This window comes from Stutzerimonas sp. R40042 (assembly GCF_026642215.1).
GTDB lineage: Bacteria > Pseudomonadota > Gammaproteobacteria > Pseudomonadales > Pseudomonadaceae > Stutzerimonas > Stutzerimonas frequens.
The window spans coordinates 480,736-499,604 of sequence record NZ_CP113258.1; the positions used below are offsets into that span (position 1 = coordinate 480,736).

Here is an 18,869-nt window from a genome sequence, read left to right on the forward strand (position 1 = left end):
CGTTGGAATGTCGAGGCCGCGGCGCAGGCGCGCCGAGGCGTGAGCAGTCCCAATCTCTGACTCCCTCGTACCGGGTGGGTGCGTTACGTTCATCGGCGTGCAGCTGGCACCGGTCGCTTTCGATCGAAACGATCCCTGGGTCAGAACAGCCGTGCCAGCAATGCGGTGACCGCCGTCTCCACACGCAGGATGCGATCACCCAGCTGCACCGGCTGCAGGCCGGCGGCGGCGAGCTTGTCCACCTCATACGGAATCCAGCCGCCTTCCGGACCGATCGCCAGGGTGACTGGCTCGCTGAGCGCGCGAGGGCAGGGCGGGAAATCACCAGGGTGGCCGACCAGGCCGCAGGTGCCTGCCGCCAGCTGCGGCAGGCGGTCTTCGACGAAAGGCTTGAAGCGCTTTTCGATGACGACCTCGGGCGGCACGGTATCGCGCGCCTGTTCGAGGCCGAGGATCAACTGCTCGCGAATGGCGGACGGTTCGAGGAAGGGCGTCTGCCAGAAGCTCTTTTCCACACGGTAGCTGTTGAGCAGGACCAGTTTTGGTACACCCATGGCGGCGACGGTCTGCAGCACCCGGCGCAGCATCTTGGGTCGTGGCAGCGCCAGCAGCAGGGTCACCGGCAGCTTGGCCGGTGGTGGTTGATCGAAGCTCACCTGCAGCTCGGCCTCGGTGGCGTCCAGGCGCAGCAACTGGCCGCTGCCGATATTGCCGCCAACCAGGCCAACCTTCAGGTGCTCGCCAGCCTCGGCACGATGTACCTCGCGCATGTGGGTCAGGCGGCGGTCGCGCAGCAGGACCCGGTCACCGGCGATGAAGTCGGCCGGTTCGAGCAGCAACAGGTTCACGGGCGCGGCGCGGGCGGCTGGTCGCTGGCTTCCGCTTCGTCGTCCTCGGCGTCGCCGCGGAAGGGCTCCTCACGCTTCTTGACCATGCTGCCGCAAATCACGCCGGCTTCGAACAGCAGCCACATGGGCACGGCCAGCAGGGTCTGCGAAAACACATCCGGTGGCGTCAGCACCATGCCAATGGCGAAGCAGCCGACGATCACATACGGGCGGCTCTTGCGCAGGGTTTCCACATCGACGATGCCGACCCAGATGAGCAGGAAGGTCGCCACCGGAATCTCGAAGGCCACGCCGAAGGCGAAGAACAGGGTGAGGACGAAGTCCAGGTACTGGCCGATGTCGGTCATCATCGACACGCCCTCGGGCGTCACGCTGGCGAAGAAGCCGAACATGATCGGGAACACGACGAAATAGGCGAAGGCCATGCCGGCGTAGAACAGGAAGATGCTCGACACCAGCAGCGGCACGGCGATGCGCTTCTCGTGCTTGTACAGACCGGGGGCGATGAAACCCCAGATCTGATGCAGGATGATCGGCATCGAGAGGAACAGCGCGACCATCAGCGTCAGCTTGAACGGCGTCAGGAACGGCGAGGCGACGCCAGTGGCGATCATCGTCGCGCCTTCGGGCAGGTAGGCCCGCAGCGGCGCGGCGACCAGCGCGTAGATCTGTTGCGAGAAGTAGAACAGCCCGGCGAAGAGCAGGGCGATGGCGACCACGCAACGCAGCAGGCGCTTGCGCAGCTCGGTCAGGTGCGCGACCAGCGGCATTTCCTGGTCGTCGATGGAAGACTTGCTCATGGTTCGGATGGTCTGTCGGAGCGAAGGGGCTGAGCGGTCTCGGTGCCAGGGGCGGGTGGGTTCGCAGCGGGCGTCAGCGTATCGCTGGAACTACTGCTTGCTGTGCTCGCGGCCTGGCCGGCGCCGTCTGCGGACGTCGGCGGGGTTGTGACGGTCGGACTGCTGGAGGGCGACGGCGGCATGATGCTCTGCTTCATCTCCCGCTCCAGGTCGAGGATGCGCTCGTTGTGCAGCTGCCGGCGGATCTCGTCGGCACCGATCTCGCGCTCCACCTCGGCCTTGATGTTGCTGAAGCTGCGCTTCAGCCGACCGACCCACAGGCCGGTGGTGCGCACCGCACCGGGCAGGCGTTCCGGGCCGAGCACCAGCAGCGCCACCAGGCCGACCAGCAGCAGTTCGGTGAAACCGATATCGAACATCAGGACGTGCTCACATCAATAGGGAGAGCGGCCGGGCAGCGAAGGTCGCCGCTCGGCCGCATGGAACGTATCACTGGTCTTTCTTGGTCGGTTCTTCGACCTTGCGCGCCTGTGCGTCAATGGTCTGGTTCTGCTTGTCCTCGACGCCGGGCTTCTCCTCGTCGGTGCCCATGGACTTGCGGAAGCCCTTGATCGCATCACCGAGATCGGAGCCCAGGCCCTTGAGGCGCTTGGTGCCGAACAGCATGATGACGATGAGCAGGATGATCAGTAGTTGCCAGACGCTGATGCCGCCAAAACCCATGGTGATATCTCCGATGTGAATCAGGTTTGCGGACGCGCGGCTTTTTCCGCGTGCCCGGAGAGACCGAAGCGCCGGTCCAGCTCATCCAGAACGGCCTGGGGATGCTGGCCGAGGGCGGCGAGCATGACCATGCTGTGGAACCAGAGGTCGGCGGTTTCGTAGATCAGGTCGCTGCTGTCGCCACTGGCGGCGGCGTCCTTGGCGGCGAGGATGGTTTCCACCGACTCCTCACCAACCTTCTCGAGAATCTTGTTCAGGCCCTTGTGGTACAGGCTGGCCACGTACGAACTGTCCGGCGCCGCGCCCTTGCGAGCCTCCAGCACTTCGGCCAGGCGGGTGAGGGTGTCACTCATGCTTGTGCTCCGCGTAGATGGCGTGCGGGTCCTTGAGAACCGGCTCGACGACCTTCCAGGCGCCGTTTTCGAACACGCGGTAGAAGCAGCTTTCGCGCCCGGTGTGACAGGCGATGCCGCCGATCTGCTCGACCATCAGGATGATCACGTCGGCGTCACAGTCTAGGCGCAGCTCGTGCAGCTGCTGCACGTGCCCGGACTCCTCGCCTTTGCGCCACAGTTTGCCGCGCGAGCGTGACCAGTAGATGGCTCGGTTCTCCTGCGCCGTCAGCTGCAGCGCCTCGCGATTCATCCAGGCCATCATCAGCACGCGGCCGGTCCTGTAGTCCTGGGCTATCGCCGGGACAAGGCCATCGGCGTTCCAGTTGATCTCATCCAGCCAGTTCATCGATTTCTCCGCTCATTGCGACCAAGTGTGCCAGCCTGCACCGGCGATGGCTATCGGCGCACCACGATGAAGATGCCGGCCACCAGCATCACCCACGCCGGCCAGGCGGTTAAGGCGGTCAGGCTGTCGGCGCTGGCTGCCAGAGTCGCGCCGCTGCCGAGCAATACCGCACCGATCAGCCGCAGCGGCCAGCCTCGATGACGCTCGCGCCAGGGCGGCGGTGGGTTGTTCGCATGCGGGTGCGCCATGCGCTCGAGCAGCTCGCGGGTCATGTTGGCCAGGTGCGGCAACTGTTCGATCTGCGCGTGCACGTTCTTGATCAGCTGCTTGGGGCTCATGCGCTCGCGCATCCAGCGCTCGAGATACGGCTGGCCAGTGCTCCAGAGATCGAGATCCGGGTAAAGCTCGCGGCCGAGGCCTTCGATGTTGAGCAGGGTCTTCTGCAGCAATACCAGCTGTGGCTGCACCTCCATGTTGAAGCGCCGTGCCACCTGGAACAGGCGCACCAGCAGCTGGCCGAAGGAGATGTCCTTCAGCGGCTTCTCGAAGATCGGCTCGCAGACGGTGCGGATCGCCGCCTCGAATTCGTTGACCTTGGTCTCGGCCGGCACCCAGCCCGAGTCGATGTGCAGCTGCGCCACCTTGCGGTAGTCGCGCTTGAAGAAGGCCATGAGGTTGCGCGCCAGGTAGTCCTGGTCCTCGGGCGTCAGGCTGCCGACGATGCCGAAGTCCACCGCGATGTACTGCGGACTCCAGGGCTGGTGGGTGCTGACGAAGATGTTGCCGGGGTGCATGTCGGCGTGGAAGAAGCTGTCGCGGAACACCTGGGTGAAGAAGATCTCCACGCCGCGCTCGGCCAGCTGGCGCATGTCGGTGTTCTGCCGCGCCAGCCCGGCCATGTCGGTCACCGGCACGCCGTAGATGCGTTCCATCACCAGCACCTGCGGGCGGCAGTAGTCCCAGTACACCTGCGGCACGTACAGCAGCGCCGAGCCCTCGAAGTTGCGCTTGAGCTGGCTGGCGTTGGCCGCTTCGCGCAGCAGGTCGAGCTCGTCGTAGATGGTCTTGGCGTAGTCGTCGACCACTTCCACCAGGTGCAGGCGACGAGCGTCGATGGAGATGCGCTCGGCGCTATTGGCCAGCATGAACAGCCAGGCCAGATCCTGGCTGATGATCGGCCGCAGATTCGGCCGCACCACCTTGACCACCACTTCCTCGCCGGTGCGCAGCTTGGCCGCATGCACCTGCGCCACCGACGCGGAGGCCAGCGGCTTGCTGTCGAAACGGGCGAAGATTTCCCCTACCGGCGCACCCAGCTGGCGCTCGATGAGTGCCGTGGCGACGGCTGAATCGAAGGGTGGCACGCGGTCCTGCAGCATCGCCAGCTCTTCAGCGATATCCGGCGGCAGCAGGTCGCGGCGGGTGGAGAGGATCTGCCCGAACTTGATGAAGATCGGCCCCAGGCCCTCCAGTGCCAGGCGCAGACGCGCACCGCGCGACAGCTCGCTGTGGCGTCGCGGAATCCAGCGCCAGGGCAGTAGGTAGCTGGTGGCGCGCAGCCACCAGGGCATCGGCAGGTCGAGAATGATGTCATCGAGGCGGTAGCGGATCACCACCAGCAGGATACGAAACAGGCGGCGGGCGGCGGCGAACAGCTTCATTCGGGGCGATCTGGATTCAGGTTGAGGGCGAGGCGCTCGATGCGCGCTTCGAGTCGGTCGAGGGCAAGTTTCATGTCATCCAGCTCGTCGAAACGCGCCTGGGCTTCGGCCTGGCCGACCAGCACCCGCGATTCCTCGCTGAGGTAGTCGGCAAGGTCCTGACGCAGCGAGTCGGCGCTGTCGCGTACCCAGTTCACCGGGCTGCGCAGGCTGGAGCCGAGCAGCTGTGCGCCGACCGGGCCGAGCCAGCGGGAAATTTCATATTCCCAGTCCAGTTCCAGATCCTGCAGCACTTCGGCGAGGTTCATCAGCAGGCCGCTGTCGCCGTCGATCTCGACCTCGGGACCATGCAGCACGGCGGTCTTGTTGCGGCTGACGGCCAGGCGTAGCAGGCTGCTCGCAGGCGCGCGCAGGCGACAATCGGCATCCGCGCCCCAGTTGCTGGCCAGGCGCAGGCCTTCGTCGTCGGCAAGGATGAACAGCCGCCAGGCCGGCGCCGTGCAGTCGATCTCGATGATCCGGCCGCTCAGGCGTGCCAGTCGTGGCAATGCCGTGGGGTCCAGGCGCAGGACGCGATTGACGCCACGCTCGGCACCAGCCAGCAGGGCAGCGCGCAACATCAGGGTTTGATGCCGCGGTGCAGGGCGACGATGCCGCCGGTCATGTTGTGATAGCTGACGCGCTCGAAACCGGCGGTCTCCATCATGCCTTTGAGCGTTTCCTGATCCGGGTGCATGCGGATCGACTCGGCCAGGTAGCGATAGCTGTCGGCGTCGTTGGTGATCAGCTTGCCCATCATCGGCAGCAGGCTGAACGAGTAGGCGTCGTAGGCCTTGGAAAACAGCTGGTTGGTCGGCTTGGAGAATTCCAGTACCAGCAGGCGGCCGCCCGGCTTCAGCACGCGCAGCATCGAGGCGATGGCGTCTTCCTTGTGGGTGACGTTGCGCAGGCCGAAGGCAATGGTGACCACGTCGAAATAGTTATCCGGGAAGGGCAGCTTCTCGGCATCGGCCTGGACGAACCTGACATTGCCGGCCACACCCTTGTCCAGCAGCTTGTCGCGGCCGACCTTGAGCATCGAGGCATTGATATCGGCCAGCACCACTTCGCCGGTGGGGCCGACGATGCGCGAGAACTGGCGGGTCAGGTCACCGGTGCCACCGGCGATGTCGAGGATGCGATTGCCGTGGCGGGCGCCGGACAGCTCGATGGTGAAGCGCTTCCACAGGCGATGCACGCCGCCCGACATCAGGTCGTTCATCAGGTCGTACTTGGCGGCCACGGAGTGGAACACCTCGGCCACCTTCTGCGCCTTCTGGCTTTCCGGCACGTTCTTGTAGCCGAAATGGGTGGTCGGTTCTGCGTCATGCGCTTTGCGAGGGTCGGTCATGGCTCTGTCCGGCGGAAAAACGGTGCCGGGCATTCTAAACCCAAAAGGCCGCGCCGGCTGCATCCGGGTCGCGCAACAGACCCTACCGCGCTTGCGGCGGGTTGCCCGCGGACGTCGTTGCCTCGTCGGCGTCCGCCTGCGGCTTCAGGGAGGCATAGAAATCGGCGACCTCGAGGATCTGCTCGGCGGTCAAGCGCCTGGCCGCGCTATGCATGATGTGGGCATAGGCGGTGCCGCCACGGGTACCCGATTTGAACAGCTCGAGCTGCAGGGCCAGATAGTCGGAGTACTGCCCGGCTATCTCGGGGTAGAGCGGGTTGCGCTCGGTCCTGTCGGGGCCGTGGCAGTCGGCGCAGGAGGGAGTTCCCTGCTCGTAATGGCCCTGCATGGCCGTGGCCTGGCCGCGCCGCAGAACCTCTGACTTCTCGACCGGGGCCCGGCTGCCGGATCCGGGCAGGGCCGCGTAATGGCTGGCCAGCCGGCGCATGCTGTCCTCGTCGAGGCCGGCGGCGATCGGCTGCATGATTCCGCTATGGCGCTCTCCTGCGGCATAGGCGCGCAGGCTGGCCAGCAGGTAGGCCTCGTTCTGTCCGGCCAGCCTGGGAAAGGCGCCCTCGCCACGGCCGTTGCCGTCTTTCCCGTGACAGCGGACGCAGTTGGCCAGTACCGGGCCCAGTGGTTCGGAAAGCGGGCGCAGATGGTCGGGCGGGCCGCCGTCGATGGCCAGGGCGCCGGGGCCGTAGGCCAGTTCGCGGTAGCCTTCGGCATCGAGTTTCGGCAGTTGCCTGAGGAAGGCTACCACCGCCCATACTTCGTCCTCGCGCCCCGGTGCCGGCCAGGCCGGCATGGCGGAGAACTTGATACCGTTCCTGACGATCCAGAACAGCTCCTCCGGTTCCCATCTGGACATTCTCGGCGCCAGTTCCGGGGGCTCGGGCACCATCTGCCGGGCAATCAACGCGCGCGGCTGTCCCGGTGCGCCATGGCAGGGCGAGCAGCCGTTCTCGAAATGGCCGGCGCCCTTGAGGATCAGCTTCGCATCGTCCAGCGGCGGTACCTTGATCCCCAGCGACTGGGTGCGCACGGCGCTGCGCATGGAGAAGTGCAGGAACCAGGCGGTCACCGGCCAGTGCCCGGAACTGGCGGCGATCGACACCAATCCCGACCAGGCATAGAGGAAACCGCCACCGGCACCCAGCGCGGCGAGCAGTGCCAGGCCGGCCAGGCCGCGCCGCCGGGAACCGCAGGTGGCGTAGTGCAGCGCCCGGCGCAGGGGCGCGAGGAGCAGGCCGAAGGCGTGTCTAGCGCGCTGAAGCAAGATCGGACTCCTTTCGCAGCAGGCCCGCCAGCAGGAGCAGGCCTCCGAGCAGATAGCTGATGCCGCCGAACACCAGCATGATCACCCCGCCCAGGTGCTGGTCCTGAAGCGGCGACAGGTCGAAGGCGGGTGGTCCGGCGTGCAGGTACAGCGGACGGCCGGCCAGGGCCAGCAGCACGCCGAGCAGGGTCATGTGCATCGAGGTCAGTAGAAGGCCGGCGATGCCCGCCGGGGCCCGTTCGCGCCGCTGCTGCCGGGTGCCGCCGAAGGCGGACAGCCAGAGCAGCAGACCGACGGCGAGATAGCTGCCCTGCTCCAGCACCAGCAGCGCCGTGCTGTGGCGCGCGGCATGGTGCAGGGCCGGCGCGTGCCAGGCCCAGACCACCAGCATTTCGACCAGCGAGGCCAGTGCCGGGGCGAACAGGGCCGGCCGGCGGCGCGCCGGGTCCAGCGGGCCGCCGGCGACACCGAGCGCCAGCAGTGGGGCGGCGACCGCCACCACCAGCACATGCATGCCCATGTGTGCGGCGAAGGTGTGTTCGGCCAGTGCCGGCAGCGGCCCGAGCCAGGCCGCCGCCAGCGTCAGCAGGCCGAGAACCAGGGCGAGGCGGCGCATCAGCGGCAGTTCCCGATGAAGACCACCGTCAGCGCCACGTACAGCGTCGCGACGAAGCTCAGGCCGCAGAGCAGCAGCGTCGAATAGCCGAGGAAGCGGTGGCGATCGGCGGGGGTGTCGTAGTCGTGCGGCGCGCTGGCGTCGGGGTCGCCGTTGCCGAGGCGGTGCTGGCGATAGCCGCGCCAGGCGGTCAGGGCGATGCCAAGCAGCGCCAGCAGGGTATAGAGGCCGACCAGCAGACGCGCATCGCCCAGCGCGCCGGCGCGGCCCACCTTGGCGCACCACACGGCGACGGTGACGTAGGACAGCAAAAAGTGCACCGCCCACAGGCCCGGGCCGAAGGTCAGCAGCCACAGGCTGCCCCAGCGCGCCGGCGGCGCCTCGAGTTCTTCATCCGGCTGATCGTCGTTGCCTGTGCTCATGCGATCCTCGGGAATCCGGCGATCACCGCCACCGTCACGGTTACGGTGATCGCCATGAAGTGCCAGTAGAGGGTGACGTTCTGCATGTCGATGTCATGCTCGGCGGTCATGCGTCCGGCCAGGCGGCGGGCGATGCAGTACAGCTGCATGATCAGTGCGACGCCCAGGTGCAGCAGCGACCACAGCACCAGCACCCAGACGGTGGCCGGGTAGACATGGCTGGTCGGGTCCAGCCCGGTGACATACGGGCCGGCGAAGAGTGCGGCACCTGTGGCGACGGTGAGCAGGGCCGCCAGACCCAGCGGCAGGTAGAAACCGAGCTGCCGGTCGAGGCGGTTGTTGCGGCGCGCCAGGAGGGTCAGGCCCCAGGAGGCCAGGCAGAGAAGGGCCGCTGTCACCGGCCAGACCACGCCGGGACCGATCGACGGCTCCGGCGGAAAGTCGGCATGGATGGTCCAGAAGAAGAAATAGCCGAACACCAGGCTGGCGAAGGCGCTCATGTCGCCGACCATGGTGATGAACATCGCCCACCAGCCCACCGACTTAGGGCCGGAGGCGTAGAGCGGCAGGGTCAGCCCGAGGCCGACGTCCTTCTTTGGCTTTTCGGGAATCAGCGCCGTGCCGGTCCACAGCCAGGCCAGGATGGCGGCGCCGGCGAGCACCGCACAGACGATCGCCGTCTTGTACATGTGATAGGTGGCGAAGATGAACGCGCCGCCGGTGAAGATCGCCGCCCAGATCGTGCGAAAGGTGGGGCCCGGCACGCGCAGGCATTGCAGCGGCTTGCCATCGATGGTGCTGGTGATCAGGGTCTCGCGCTTGCCCTCCTCGGCGTCGGCCAGATAGAAGCGTCCGGCATCGACGTCGGCCATCAGGCCAGGCTGGTCCCAGAGCGGATAGCGTCCCCGGATGATGGGGATCGAGCGCACGCCCCAGGACTCGCCGGGCATCTTCGCCAGCCACTCCAGAGTGCCGGCGTTCCAGGGGTTGCGCGCCGAGTAGGGCACCCGCTTCTTTGGCCGCACCACCTCGAACAGCAGGATCAGCACGCCGGCGGCGAACACGTAGGCGCCGACCGTGGAGATCAGGTTGAGCACGTCGAGGCCCATGCCGGCCGGGTAGGTGAAGACCCGCCTGGGCATCCCCAGCAGACCGGTGAAGTGCATCGGCAGGAAGGCCACGTTGAAACCGATGAACATCAGCCAGAACGCCCACCGGCCGCTCTTCTCCGACATCTGTTTGCCGCAGGTGAGCGGGTAGAAGTAGTACAGGCCGGCGGCGACCGGGAACAGCATGCCGCCGATCAGCACGTAGTGCAGGTGGGCGACGATGAAGTAGGTGTCGTGGGCCTGGAAGTCGAAGGGGGCGATGGCCACCATTACCCCGGTCAGCCCTCCGAGCACGAAGATCGCCAGGGCGCCGGCGACGAACAGCATCGGCGTCGACTTGACGAAACGCCCGGCCAGCGCGGTGGCCAGGAAGCAGAAGATCTGCACGCCGGTTGGAATCGCCACCGCCTCGGACGCGGCGGAGAAGAACGCCAGCGAGATGCCCGGCAGGCCGGTGGTGAACATGTGATGCACCCACAGGCCGAAGCTGATGAAGCCGGTGCCCACCGCCGCCAGCACGATCCAGCCGTAGCCGACGATGGGTCGCTGCGCGGCGGTCGGGACAATCATCGCCACCAGGGCGATGGCCGGTAGGAAAATGATGTAGACCTCGGGGTGGCCGAAGATCCAGAACAGGTGCTGCCAGAGCAGCGGATCCCCACCACGCTCCGGGTCGAAGAACGGCCAGTCGAAGGCCCGCTCCATCTCGAACAGCAGGTCGCCGGCGATAAGCGGCGGGAAGGCGAACAGGATCATCACCGCCACCACCAGGATGTACCAGGCGTACAGCGGAATCAGGTTGATGCGCATGCCCGGCGGGCGGGTCTTGAGTACGCCGACGATCAGCTCGACCGCCGCGGCCAGCGAGGCAATCTCGATGAACGACAGTCCGAGCAGCCAGATGTCGGCACTGATGCCCTCTGTGTGGGTGGTGGTCAGCGGCGGATACATGAACCAGCCGCCCTGTGGCGCCACGCCAAAGAAAATCGAACCGCAGACGAAGGTGCCGCCGATCACGTAGCACCAGAAACCGTAGGCCGACAGGCGCGGGAAGGGCAAATCGCGCGCGCCGAGCATCTGCGGCAGGACCAGGATCGAGAAGGCCTCGAAGATCGGCACGCCGAACAGGAACATCATCACCGAGCCGTGCAGGGTGAAGACCTGGTTGTAGGTGTCGGCCGAGAGGAAATCGTTGTCCGGCACCGCCAGCTGGGTGCGGATCAACAGCGCCAGCACCCCGGCGAAGAGGAAGAAGATGAAGGCGGTGGCGGTGTACCACAGGCCCACCTCGGTGTTGTTGACCGCCGACCAGTAGCGCCAGCCCTTGGGCGCCGCCCAGGGTTTGCGCAGGCGCTCTTCCTGGGCGCGCTGGAGCTCGAGGTCGGCCGGGTCCTGTGAGTCCGTTGCGCTGTCCGTCATTCGAGTTCGCTCAGGTAGGTGGCCAGCGCGGCCAGTTCGTCTTCAGGAAGCATGCCGAAGGCCGGCATCTTCACGTTCGGCTTCACCCGGTCGGTGTGACCGATCCAGCGGACGAAGGCCTCGGGCGTGTTGGGCAGCACGTCTGCGCCCAGACCCAGGCGGCTGCCGACATGGGTGAGGTCCGGCCCGACTCGGCCATCGGCCGGCGTGCCGCGAATCGCGTGGCAGGCGCCGCAGCCGTTGGTCAGGAAGGCGCGTTGGCCGCGCTCGGCGACGGCGCTGCGTGGCGGGGCCGCGGGTGCCGCCTGGTGGGCCAGCCAGGCGGCGTAGGCCTGCGGCTCCATCACCACCACCTGGAAGTTCATCAGTGCATGGGAGGTGCCGCAGTATTCGGCGCAGGCGCCGCGGTACACGCCGGTTTCGGTCGGCTCGAGGATCAGTTCGTTGACCCGTCCCGGAATCATGTCGAGCTTGCCGCCGAGCGCGGGAATCCAGAACGAGTGGATTACGTCCGGGCTGCTCAGGCGAAAAAGCGCCCGCTCGCCCACCGGCAGGCGGATTTCGTTGGCCAGTTCGACCGCCTCGCCGTTCGCCGTCAGGTAGCGCACCCGCCACCACCACTGCTCGCCCGCGACCTCGATGCGTGCGGCGGGCTCGCCCCCGGCAGGGCGCAGTTCGGACATCAGCGACAGGCTGTAGGTCAGCAAGGCGCCGAGCACCAGGGTGGGAAAGACCGCACCGCCGCCGATGATCAGCCAGCGCGAGGCCCGCACGTTGTGCTCGGCCGGGCGCAGGCGGGTGACATATAGGGCGAGGCCGATCACCAAGGCCCAGATCAGCAGGCCGATGCCGGTCATCCACCAGAACAGTTCGGCCACGCGAGCAGCTTCGATCCCGGCGGGGCGCAGGCTCGACTGTGGACCGCCGCAGGCGCTGCACAGGCCGAGGGCGGCCATGATCGGGCCGCCTCGGCATGTGCCCGGGAGCCACGGCCTGCGCCAGGACCGAAAGGGTGCGCGCATCTCCTCACTCCTTGATGACCTGCGGTTTGGGACAGCGGGGCGCCGGAAAAATTTGGCTACAGAATCCCCTGTGCGGCCCTTCGAGGCCGTGAGGAATGGCAGCAAACTGCTATAGTGCGCAGCCTTTTTCGCCGCAAAGAGTCGTCATGGCCCAGATCATCGTCGAACGTTCCCACAATCTCGGCCGCGAGGCCGCGCGTGAAAAGGCCGACGAACTGGCCGCGCGATTGGCCCGCGAGTTCGGCGTGAGCTGCCAATGGCAGGGCGATGTGCTGGCGGTCAGGCGCAGCGGTGCGGACGGGCGGATCGAAGTCTACGAGGACAGCGTCAAAGTGCTGCTCAACCTCGGTCTGCTGCTCTCGGCCATGGGCAGCAGTATCCAGGGCCAGATCGAGCGGGCACTGGACAAGGCGCTGGCCTGAGGCAGCTGGCCTGAGGCCTGTCGGTCGCAATAAGGTGCGCGGGACGTAGGGTTGCTGTCGATTTTTACATCCACGGCCGCGGAGCATCGACGCTGTTCGGTGGATCGACTAAGCGTGATCCACCCTACGGTTTCCTTTCAGAGCATCAGCTTGACCACCGACTCATCGGGGTCGCGGGATTTTCCGGCGGCCGCCAGTGCCGCGACATAGTCCTCCCACAGCGCCTGCTGATTCAGCGCCAGGCGCTCGAGGTAGTCCCAGGTGTAGAGGCCGCTGTCGTGGCCATCGCTGAAGGTCAGCTTCAACGCATACTGACCGGCCGGCTCGATCTGCTCCAGCGCGACATTCAGCTTGCCGGTCTGCAGCACCGGATTGCCGTGGCCCTGCACTTCCGCCGACGGCGAGTGCACGCGCAGGAATTCGGCCGGCAGCAGGTAGCGCTCATCGGCGCCGTATTCCAGTTCCAGCGTCCTGGACGCCTTGTGCAGCTTGATCGTGGTGGGGATGCGCATGCGACGCTCCGGAAAATCGGCCGTGGCGATTGCCACGGCCGCTACGGTCAGAGGATATAGCGCGACAGGTCTTCGTCCTGCGCCAGCTCGCCGAGGTGCTCGTTGACATAGGCAGCGTCGATGCGGATCGGCTCGCCCTGCTGCTTGCCGGCCAGGTCGGCGGCGCTGAAGGAGACCTCTTCCAACAGCCGCTCGAGCAAGGTGTGCAGGCGACGGGCGCCGATGTTCTCGGTCTTCTCGTTGACCTGCCAGGCGATCTCGGCGATGCGTTTGATGCCGTCCTCGAGAAACTCGATGTGCAGCCCTTCGGTTTTCAGCAGCTCGCGGTACTGCTCGGTGAGCGCCGCATGCGGCTCGGTGAGGATGCGCTCGAAGTCTTCAGGTGACAGCGCTTTGAGTTCTACGCGGATCGGCAGGCGACCCTGCAGTTCCGGCACCAGGTCGCTGGGCTTGGAGAGGTGGAAGGCGCCGGAGGCGATGAAGAGGATATGGTCGGTCTTGACCATGCCCAGCTTGGTATTGACCGTGCTGCCCTCGATCAGCGGCAGCAGATCACGCTGCACACCCTCGCGGGAAACGTCGGCGCCGCCGGTGTTGCCGCGCTTGGCGACCTTGTCGATCTCGTCGATGAAAACGATGCCGTTCTGCTCCACCGCCTCCAGGGCACGGGCCTTGAGGTCTTCTTCGTTGACCAGGCGCGCGGCTTCCTCGTCGCGAATGAGCTTGAAGGCTTCCTTGATCTTCAGCTTGCGGCTCTTCTTCTTGCCCTTGCCCATGTTGGCGAAGAGGTTCTGCAGCTGGTTGGTCATCTCCTCCATGCCGGGCGGGGCCATGATTTCCACCCCGGCCGGGCTCTCGGCGACCTCGATGTCGATTTCCTTGTCGTCCAGCTGGCCTTCGCGCAGGCGCTTGCGGAACAGCTGACGGGTGTTGGAATCGCCGCTCTGCACCGGCTCCTCGGAGAAGCCCACCGGCCGTGCCGGCGGCAGCAGCGCATCGAGGATGCGTTCTTCGGCGGCGTCTTCGGCACGGTGGCGCATCTTGTGCACCTCCTGCTCGCGCAGCATCTTCAGCGCCGCGTCGGCCAGGTCGCGGATGATCGACTCGACGTCACGGCCGACATAGCCGACCTCGGTGAACTTGGTCGCTTCCACCTTCAGGAATGGTGCGTTGGCCAGCTTGGCCAGGCGGCGCGCGATCTCGGTCTTGCCGACGCCGGTGGGGCCGATCATCAGGATGTTCTTCGGCGTGACTTCCTGGCGCAGCTCGGCCGGCAGCTGCATGCGCCGCCAGCGGTTGCGCAGGGCGATGGCCACGGCGCGCTTGGCGTCGTCCTGGCCGATGATGTGGCGGTTGAGTTCGTGGACGATCTCGCGGGGCGTCATGGACATGGTGCGGTACTCCGGAACGACAGGCGATCAGATCGCGCTGTCGAGCTCCTCGATGGTCAGGTTCTGATTGGTGAACACGCAGATGCTGCCAGCGATGTTCAGCGCGGTCTCGGCGATTTCCTGGGCCGACATGTCGGCGCCGGCCTTGAGCAGCAGGGCCTTGGCCGCGGCCTGGGCGAAGCCGCCGCCGGAGCCCATGGCGATCAGATCGTCTTCGGGCTGCACCACATCGCCGTTGCCGGTGATGATCAGCGAGGCGTCCTTGTTGGCCACGGCGAGCATGGCTTCCAGGCGGCTCAGGGAGCGGTCGGTACGCCAGTCCTTGGCCAGCTCGACGGCGGCGCGCACCAGATGGCCCTGGTGCTTTTCCAGCTGGCCTTCGAAACGCTCGAAGAGAGTGAAGGCATCGGCGGTGGCGCCGGCGAAGCCGGCCAGGACCTGGCCGTGATAGAGACGGCGGACCTTCTTGGCGTTGCCTTTCATGACGGTATTGCCGAGGGAAACCTGGCCGTCGCCGCCCATGACGACTTTGCCGTTGCGGCGCACTGAAACGATGGTGGTCAAGGGAAAATCTCCACACTGCGGGGCGATGAATGCCCGAATGCGGTTGATATGGGGGACTGCTGCCGGCTTTTCAACAGCTGTCGGCGAGGTTCACCTGCAATCGCGGTTCCGCGCGAGGCGCTCAGTCAGGCCGGGGCTGTTCGCTGCGTTGCGGGTGACGGGGCTGGCGCGGCACGTTGCCGGCGACCTCGGCGGCGATCATCTTGCGTAACCTGACCGGAATCGACTTGGCCGCCGGCACCTTGCCAGCTTGTCCGTTTACGACGGGGCCGAGGCCGGAATGTTCACGGCGCTTAGTCACCAGGCGGTGCGATTCACTCCATGGCGAAACCGTGCTGACGCCAGGCCTCGTACACCGCGACGGCCACGGTGTTCGACAGGTTCAGGCTGCGGCTGTCGGGGCGCATCGGCAGGCGCAGGCGCTGCTCGTTGGGCAGGGCATCGCGGATCTCTAGCGGCAGGCCGCGGCTTTCGGGGCCGAACAGCAGCGCGTCGCCGCGCCGGTAGCGGACCTCGTGAAAGGGCTGCGAGCCCTTGGTGGTGAAGGCGAACAGCCGTGGGCCGTCCGGGTTGGCGGCGTCGATGCCGATCCGCGCGAGGCAGCTCGGCAGATCGGCGTGGCGCTCCAGCGTGGCGTATTCGTGATAATCCAGGCCGGCGCGGCGCAGGCGTTTATCGTCCAGCTCGTAACCCAGCGGCTCGATCAGGTGCAGGTAGCAGCCGGTATTGGCGCAGAGCCTGATAATGTTGCCGGTATTGGGCGGTATTTCCGGTTGGAACAGGATCACGTGAAACATGCGCAGCACCGAGGTTGAGGATCGGCGGCATTCTACCGGGGAGCAGGACCCGATGCCGCGGCTGCGGCGGCGCTTTTTCGGCTCGCTGGTGCTGATCGGTCTGCTGATCGGGCTGATGATCGGCCGGCTCACCGCGCCGGGGCCGGTGCAACTAGAACTGGTGCAGGTGCAGCCGCAAGGCCTTTCGCTGCAGTTCGACCGCGAGCCCGAGGTGTATGACGAGCACCTCGAAGGGGCGTTCGCCCTGTTGTTCCAGGCCGAGGGCGAGCCGCAGTCCGGGCAGCTGCAGATCGACGGCATGCCGGTGGCCTGGCGCGTGCAACAGACCGAGAAGGGCCTGCTGTTGCATCTGGTGGCGGCGCGGCGGCTGCAGGGGCAGTGGCAGGGCGCGCGCGGCGACGGCGGCTGGCAGGTGCAGGTCAGCGTGTCGCCCTGGCGGCCATGACGGATTCGCACATGGCTGGTGCGTCAGAAAGAAGAACCCCGCCAGTGGCGGGGTTCTAAGTCGCAGATCGGATCAGCGTCTGATCAGCTGTCGTCGCCGTCGTCGTCATCGCTGCCATCGACGCGCATGCCCAGCTCCTTGATCTTGCGTGTCAGGGTGTTGCGACCCCAGCCGAGCAGCAGCGCGGCGTCGCGGCGGCGACCGGCGGTGTGCTTGAGCGCAGTCTCGATCATGATGCGCTCGAAGGCCGGTACGGCCTCGTCGAGCAGGTTGCTCTGGCCGCGCGCCAGGGCCTGATCGGACCAGTTGCGCAGCGCCTGTTCCCAGTTGTGCGCCGGCTGCGCCTCGGCCTGCTGGTTGAGCAGCTCCGGCGGCAGGTCGTCGACATGTACTTCGCGCCCGGACGCCATGACCGTGATCCAGCGGCAGGTGTTCTCCAGCTGGCGCACGTTGCCCGGCCAGGGCAGGTGCTGCAGGTATTCCTTGGTTTCCGGCTTGAGCACCTTGGTCTCCACCGACAGTTCCTGCGCGGCGCTGGCGAGGAAGTGCTCGGCGAGTGCCGGGATGTCCTCGCGGCGATCGGACAGGCGCGGAATGTGGATGCGGATGACGTTCAGCCGGTGGAACAGGTCTTCGCGAAACTTGCCGGCCTGCACCAGGGTTTCCAGGTCCTGGTGCGTGGCGGCAATGATGCGCACGTCGACCCGCACCGGCGTGTGGCCGCCGACCCGGTAGAACTCGCCATCGGCCAGTACGCGTAACAGACGGGTCTGGGTGTCGGCCGGCATGTCGCCGATCTCGTCGAGGAACAGGGTGCCGCCGTCGGCCTGCTCGAAGCGGCCGCGGCGCTGGTTGGCCGCACCGGTGAAGGCACCTTTCTCGTGACCGAACAGCTCGGATTCCATCAGATCCTTGGGGATCGCCGCCATGTTCAGCGCGATGAACGGCGAGGCCGAGCGCGGGCTGTGGCGGTGCAGCGCGTGGGCCACCAGCTCCTTGCCGGTACCCGACTCGCCATTGATCAGCACGGTGATGTTGGAATGGCTGAGGCGACCGATGGCGCGGAACACCTCCTGCATCGCCGGTGCCTCGCCGATGATCTCCGGCGTGTGATGACGATTGGCCGGCTGCTGCTGGTTCTGCTGTTCCTGGGCGTGCTGGTTGGCGCGCTTGACCAGCGACACGGCGTCGTCGACGTCGAACGGCTTGGGCAGGTACTCGAAGGCGCCGCCCTGGTAGGAAGCCACCGCGCTATCCAGGTCGGAGTGCGCGGTCATGATGATCACCGGCAGGCGCGGGTACTGCTCGCGGATCTGCGAGAGCATGTCCAGGCCGCTGAGGCCGGGCATGCGGATGTCGGAGATGATCACATCCGGCTGCTGGCGGGCGAGGCGGGCCAGCACGCTGTCAGCGCTGTCGAAGCTCTGCGTGGCCATGCCTTCCTGTTGCAGGGCCTTTTCCAGGACCCAGCGGATGGAGCGGTCGTCGTCGACGATCCAGACGTTTTCGCTTCGGCTCATGCTGATGTGGCTCCTTGTTCCAGCGGTAGGAAGATCGAGAACACGGTATGGCCAGGATGGCTCTCGCATTCGATCAGACCCTGGTGCTGACTGATGATGTTCTGGGTGATGGCCAGGCCCAGCCCGGTTCCGTCCGGGCGACCGCTGACCATCGGGTAGAAGAGCGTGTTCTGCAGTTCGGCGGGGATGCCCGGGCCGTTGTCGATGATCTCGATGCGCGCCACCAGGCGATGGCGGATATGGCCGATGGTGAACTGGCGCAGCGTGCGGGTGCGCAGGGTGAGGCGGCCGAGGCCCAGTTCGTTCTGCCCGGCCAGCGCCTGCATGGCGTTGCGCATGATATTGAGCACGGCCTGGATCATCTGTTCGCGGTCCATCAGGACCTCCGGAATGCTCGGGTCGTAGTCGCGCACCAAAATGATGCTTCCCTGGCATTCGGCCTCGATCAGGCTGGCCACATGTTCGAGCACTTCGTGGATATTGGTCATCGCCAGCGACGGCAGCTTGTTCGAGCCCAGCATGCGGTCGACCAGATTACGCAGACGGTCGGCCTCCTCGATGATGACCTCTGTGTAGTCCTTCAGATGTTCTTCCGGCAGCTCGCGGGCCAGCAGCTGTGCCGCGCCGCGGATGCCACCCAGCGGATTCTTGATCTCGTGGGCCAGGCCGCGCACCAGCATCTTGGTGGTTTCCTGCTTGGACAGCTGGGCCTCTTCCTTGGTGATGCGCAGCAACCGGTCGCGCGGCAGCACTTCCAGTAACAGCATGGTCTCCTGGCGCGTCAGTACCGGGGTCACGGCGTAGTCGACGGTCAGCGACTGGCCGGTGGCGGAGGTCAGGGTGGCTTCGCGCTTGGTGAACGGGTGGGCTTCTTCCACAGCCTGGCGCAATGCCGCCAAGGCTTCCGGCGATTCGGTGAACAGTTCGCTGATGAATTGCCCATGGCTGCGCTGACCGCTGACGGCCAGCAGCATTTCGGCCGCCGGGTTCATGTACTCCAGGCGCAAGCGCGAGTTGAGCAGCAGCGTCGCGGTGGTCAGGTTCTCGATCAGCAGGCGTTGCAGGGCTTCGTTGATCATGACTGGTCTGCATCCGGAGGTTCATGCAGGAAATGCAAGAACCAAACCAAGCGCGCCATTGCGGCGCGGA

General features: G+C 66.2%; 23 protein-coding genes. 2 read left to right on the forward strand and 21 right to left on the reverse strand.

All coding sequences use genetic code 11. The features are described 5' to 3' along the window. Window positions 1-140: 140 nt before the first annotated feature. The 14 genes from OUY36_RS02085 to coxB form a co-directional block, all read right to left on the reverse strand. Entirely contained in the window at window positions 141-848 is a 708-nt protein-coding gene (locus OUY36_RS02085; RefSeq protein WP_267936542.1) for a 16S rRNA (uracil(1498)-N(3))-methyltransferase, read from the reverse strand. Continuing rightward, on the reverse strand, window positions 845-1,648 hold the full coding sequence (tatC, locus tag OUY36_RS02090; RefSeq protein ID WP_267936544.1) for a twin-arginine translocase subunit TatC: 804 nt from the start codon (window positions 1,646-1,648) through the stop codon (window positions 845-847). The genes OUY36_RS02085 and tatC overlap by 4 nt, the downstream gene beginning before the upstream one ends. Beyond that, window positions 1,645-2,067, reverse strand: coding sequence for a Sec-independent protein translocase protein TatB (tatB, locus tag OUY36_RS02095; protein ID WP_230726220.1), 423 nt, complete (start codon window positions 2,065-2,067; stop codon window positions 1,645-1,647). The genes tatC and tatB overlap by 4 nt, the downstream gene beginning before the upstream one ends. A gap of 70 nt (window positions 2,068-2,137) precedes the next feature. Beyond that, window positions 2,138-2,371, reverse strand: a complete 234-nt coding sequence (gene tatA, locus OUY36_RS02100; RefSeq protein WP_003303029.1) for a twin-arginine translocase TatA/TatE family subunit — start codon at window positions 2,369-2,371, stop codon at window positions 2,138-2,140. Window positions 2,372-2,391: 20 nt separating this feature from the next. Next, window positions 2,392-2,724 (reverse strand): phosphoribosyl-ATP diphosphatase, encoded by a 333-nt coding sequence (locus OUY36_RS02105; protein ID WP_063541650.1) that lies wholly within the window; start codon window positions 2,722-2,724, stop codon window positions 2,392-2,394. Then, window positions 2,717-3,112 carry a phosphoribosyl-AMP cyclohydrolase gene (gene hisI / locus OUY36_RS02110; RefSeq protein WP_063541652.1) on the reverse strand — a complete coding sequence of 132 codons (396 nt, stop codon included), beginning with the start codon at window positions 3,110-3,112 and terminating at the stop codon, window positions 2,717-2,719. The genes OUY36_RS02105 and hisI overlap by 8 nt, the downstream gene beginning before the upstream one ends. A 50-nt stretch (window positions 3,113-3,162) precedes the next feature. Continuing rightward, window positions 3,163-4,773, reverse strand: a complete 1,611-nt coding sequence (ubiB, locus tag OUY36_RS02115; protein WP_063541654.1) for a ubiquinone biosynthesis regulatory protein kinase UbiB — start codon at window positions 4,771-4,773, stop codon at window positions 3,163-3,165. After that, window positions 4,770-5,393: a ubiquinone biosynthesis accessory factor UbiJ gene (locus OUY36_RS02120; RefSeq protein ID WP_267936547.1), complete on the reverse strand. Its 624-nt coding sequence runs from the start codon at window positions 5,391-5,393 to the stop codon at window positions 4,770-4,772. Before OUY36_RS02120 ends, ubiB begins: the two co-directional genes overlap by 4 nt. Next, window positions 5,393-6,163, reverse strand: a complete 771-nt coding sequence (ubiE, locus tag OUY36_RS02125; protein WP_063541658.1) for a bifunctional demethylmenaquinone methyltransferase/2-methoxy-6-polyprenyl-1,4-benzoquinol methylase UbiE — start codon at window positions 6,161-6,163, stop codon at window positions 5,393-5,395. Before ubiE ends, OUY36_RS02120 begins: the two co-directional genes overlap by 1 nt. 82 nt (window positions 6,164-6,245) lie before the next feature. Further along, window positions 6,246-7,481, reverse strand: coding sequence for a c-type cytochrome (locus OUY36_RS02130; protein ID WP_267936550.1), 1,236 nt, complete (start codon window positions 7,479-7,481; stop codon window positions 6,246-6,248). Continuing rightward, window positions 7,465-8,097, reverse strand: a complete 633-nt coding sequence (locus tag OUY36_RS02135) for a cytochrome c oxidase assembly protein (RefSeq protein WP_267936552.1) — start codon at window positions 8,095-8,097, stop codon at window positions 7,465-7,467. The genes OUY36_RS02130 and OUY36_RS02135 overlap by 17 nt, the downstream gene beginning before the upstream one ends. Next, window positions 8,097-8,519 (reverse strand): hypothetical protein, encoded by a 423-nt coding sequence (locus OUY36_RS02140; protein ID WP_202634134.1) that lies wholly within the window; start codon window positions 8,517-8,519, stop codon window positions 8,097-8,099. Before OUY36_RS02140 ends, OUY36_RS02135 begins: the two co-directional genes overlap by 1 nt. After that, complete coding sequence (ctaD, locus tag OUY36_RS02145) at window positions 8,516-11,047, reverse strand: cytochrome c oxidase subunit I (RefSeq protein WP_267936555.1); 2,532 nt, start codon at window positions 11,045-11,047, stop codon at window positions 8,516-8,518. The genes OUY36_RS02140 and ctaD overlap by 4 nt, the downstream gene beginning before the upstream one ends. Beyond that, entirely contained in the window at window positions 11,044-12,003 is a 960-nt protein-coding gene (coxB, locus tag OUY36_RS02150) for a cytochrome c oxidase subunit II (protein WP_237730226.1), read from the reverse strand. The genes ctaD and coxB overlap by 4 nt, the downstream gene beginning before the upstream one ends. Window positions 12,004-12,215: 212 nt before the next feature. Here coxB and OUY36_RS02155 point away from each other — a divergent pair, with 212 nt between their 5' ends. Further along, window positions 12,216-12,491: a polyhydroxyalkanoic acid system family protein gene (locus OUY36_RS02155; RefSeq protein WP_063539450.1), complete on the forward strand. Its 276-nt coding sequence runs from the start codon at window positions 12,216-12,218 to the stop codon at window positions 12,489-12,491. 137 nt (window positions 12,492-12,628) lie between these two features. Here the strand turns inward: OUY36_RS02155 and OUY36_RS02160 are convergent, their stop codons facing one another. The 5 genes from OUY36_RS02160 to OUY36_RS02180 form a co-directional block, all read right to left on the reverse strand. Beyond that, entirely contained in the window at window positions 12,629-13,003 is a 375-nt protein-coding gene (locus OUY36_RS02160) for a gamma-butyrobetaine hydroxylase-like domain-containing protein (RefSeq protein WP_161612360.1), read from the reverse strand. A 47-nt stretch (window positions 13,004-13,050) separates the two neighbouring features. Beyond that, window positions 13,051-14,394, reverse strand: coding sequence for an ATP-dependent protease ATPase subunit HslU (gene hslU, locus OUY36_RS02165; RefSeq protein ID WP_161612359.1), 1,344 nt, complete (start codon window positions 14,392-14,394; stop codon window positions 13,051-13,053). 27 nt (window positions 14,395-14,421) lie between these two features. Then, window positions 14,422-14,958 (reverse strand): ATP-dependent protease subunit HslV, encoded by a 537-nt coding sequence (hslV, locus tag OUY36_RS02170; protein ID WP_014821912.1) that lies wholly within the window; start codon window positions 14,956-14,958, stop codon window positions 14,422-14,424. Between the two features lie 121 nt (window positions 14,959-15,079). Further along, on the reverse strand, window positions 15,080-15,259 hold the full coding sequence (locus OUY36_RS02175; protein ID WP_202634141.1) for a hypothetical protein: 180 nt from the start codon (window positions 15,257-15,259) through the stop codon (window positions 15,080-15,082). A gap of 13 nt (window positions 15,260-15,272) precedes the next feature. Continuing rightward, on the reverse strand, window positions 15,273-15,755 hold the full coding sequence (locus tag OUY36_RS02180) for a tRNA (cytidine(34)-2'-O)-methyltransferase (RefSeq protein ID WP_161612358.1): 483 nt from the start codon (window positions 15,753-15,755) through the stop codon (window positions 15,273-15,275). On the opposite strand from OUY36_RS02180, the gene OUY36_RS02185 reads away from it, so the two are divergent. After that, window positions 15,754-16,200 carry a hypothetical protein gene (locus OUY36_RS02185; RefSeq protein WP_161612357.1) on the forward strand — a complete coding sequence of 149 codons (447 nt, stop codon included), beginning with the start codon at window positions 15,754-15,756 and terminating at the stop codon, window positions 16,198-16,200. The genes OUY36_RS02180 and OUY36_RS02185 overlap by 2 nt on opposite strands. An 83-nt stretch (window positions 16,201-16,283) precedes the next feature. Here OUY36_RS02185 and ntrC read toward each other — a convergent pair whose 3' ends face one another. Both ntrC and glnL read right to left on the reverse strand, forming a co-directional pair. After that, a complete protein-coding gene (gene ntrC / locus OUY36_RS02190) occupies window positions 16,284-17,720 on the reverse strand; it encodes a nitrogen regulation protein NR(I) (RefSeq protein ID WP_013981495.1) in 1,437 nt (478 codons plus the stop codon). After that, window positions 17,717-18,799 (reverse strand): nitrogen regulation protein NR(II), encoded by a 1,083-nt coding sequence (gene glnL / locus OUY36_RS02195; protein WP_017244102.1) that lies wholly within the window; start codon window positions 18,797-18,799, stop codon window positions 17,717-17,719. The genes ntrC and glnL overlap by 4 nt, the downstream gene beginning before the upstream one ends. Window positions 18,800-18,869 lie beyond the last annotated feature (70 nt).

Excerpts from the sequence above, each read along its gene's own strand:
- OUY36_RS02160 (WP_161612360.1), bottom strand. The coding sequence starts at position 13,003 with ATGCGCATCCCCACCACGATCAAGCTGCACAAGGCGTCCAGGACGCTG.
- OUY36_RS02140 (WP_202634134.1), bottom strand. The coding sequence starts at position 8,519 with ATGAGCACAGGCAACGACGATCAGCCGGATGAAGAACTCGAGGCGCCG.
- OUY36_RS02135 (WP_267936552.1), bottom strand. The coding sequence starts at position 8,097 with ATGCGCCGCCTCGCCCTGGTTCTCGGCCTGCTGACGCTGGCGGCGGCC.
- ubiB (WP_063541654.1), bottom strand. The coding sequence starts at position 4,773 with ATGAAGCTGTTCGCCGCCGCCCGCCGCCTGTTTCGTATCCTGCTGGTG.
- tatB (WP_230726220.1), bottom strand. The coding sequence starts at position 2,067 with ATGTTCGATATCGGTTTCACCGAACTGCTGCTGGTCGGCCTGGTGGCG.
- ctaD (WP_267936555.1), bottom strand. The coding sequence starts at position 11,047 with ATGACGGACAGCGCAACGGACTCACAGGACCCGGCCGACCTCGAGCTC.
- coxB (WP_237730226.1), bottom strand. The coding sequence starts at position 12,003 with ATGGCCGCCCTCGGCCTGTGCAGCGCCTGCGGCGGTCCACAGTCGAGC.
- ntrC (WP_013981495.1), bottom strand. The coding sequence starts at position 17,720 with ATGAGCCGAAGCGAAAACGTCTGGATCGTCGACGACGACCGCTCCATC.
- OUY36_RS02180 (WP_161612358.1), bottom strand. The coding sequence starts at position 15,755 with ATGTTTCACGTGATCCTGTTCCAACCGGAAATACCGCCCAATACCGGC.
- OUY36_RS02120 (WP_267936547.1), bottom strand. The coding sequence starts at position 5,393 with ATGTTGCGCGCTGCCCTGCTGGCTGGTGCCGAGCGTGGCGTCAATCGC.
- hisI (WP_063541652.1), bottom strand. The coding sequence starts at position 3,112 with ATGAACTGGCTGGATGAGATCAACTGGAACGCCGATGGCCTTGTCCCG.
- tatA (WP_003303029.1), bottom strand. The coding sequence starts at position 2,371 with ATGGGTTTTGGCGGCATCAGCGTCTGGCAACTACTGATCATCCTGCTC.
- OUY36_RS02105 (WP_063541650.1), bottom strand. The coding sequence starts at position 2,724 with ATGAGTGACACCCTCACCCGCCTGGCCGAAGTGCTGGAGGCTCGCAAG.
- glnL (WP_017244102.1), bottom strand. The coding sequence starts at position 18,799 with ATGATCAACGAAGCCCTGCAACGCCTGCTGATCGAGAACCTGACCACC.
- OUY36_RS02155 (WP_063539450.1), top strand. The coding sequence starts at position 12,216 with ATGGCCCAGATCATCGTCGAACGTTCCCACAATCTCGGCCGCGAGGCC.
- hslU (WP_161612359.1), bottom strand. The coding sequence starts at position 14,394 with ATGTCCATGACGCCCCGCGAGATCGTCCACGAACTCAACCGCCACATC.
- tatC (WP_267936544.1), bottom strand. The coding sequence starts at position 1,648 with ATGAGCAAGTCTTCCATCGACGACCAGGAAATGCCGCTGGTCGCGCAC.
- ubiE (WP_063541658.1), bottom strand. The coding sequence starts at position 6,163 with ATGACCGACCCTCGCAAAGCGCATGACGCAGAACCGACCACCCATTTC.
- OUY36_RS02185 (WP_161612357.1), top strand. The coding sequence starts at position 15,754 with ATGCGCAGCACCGAGGTTGAGGATCGGCGGCATTCTACCGGGGAGCAG.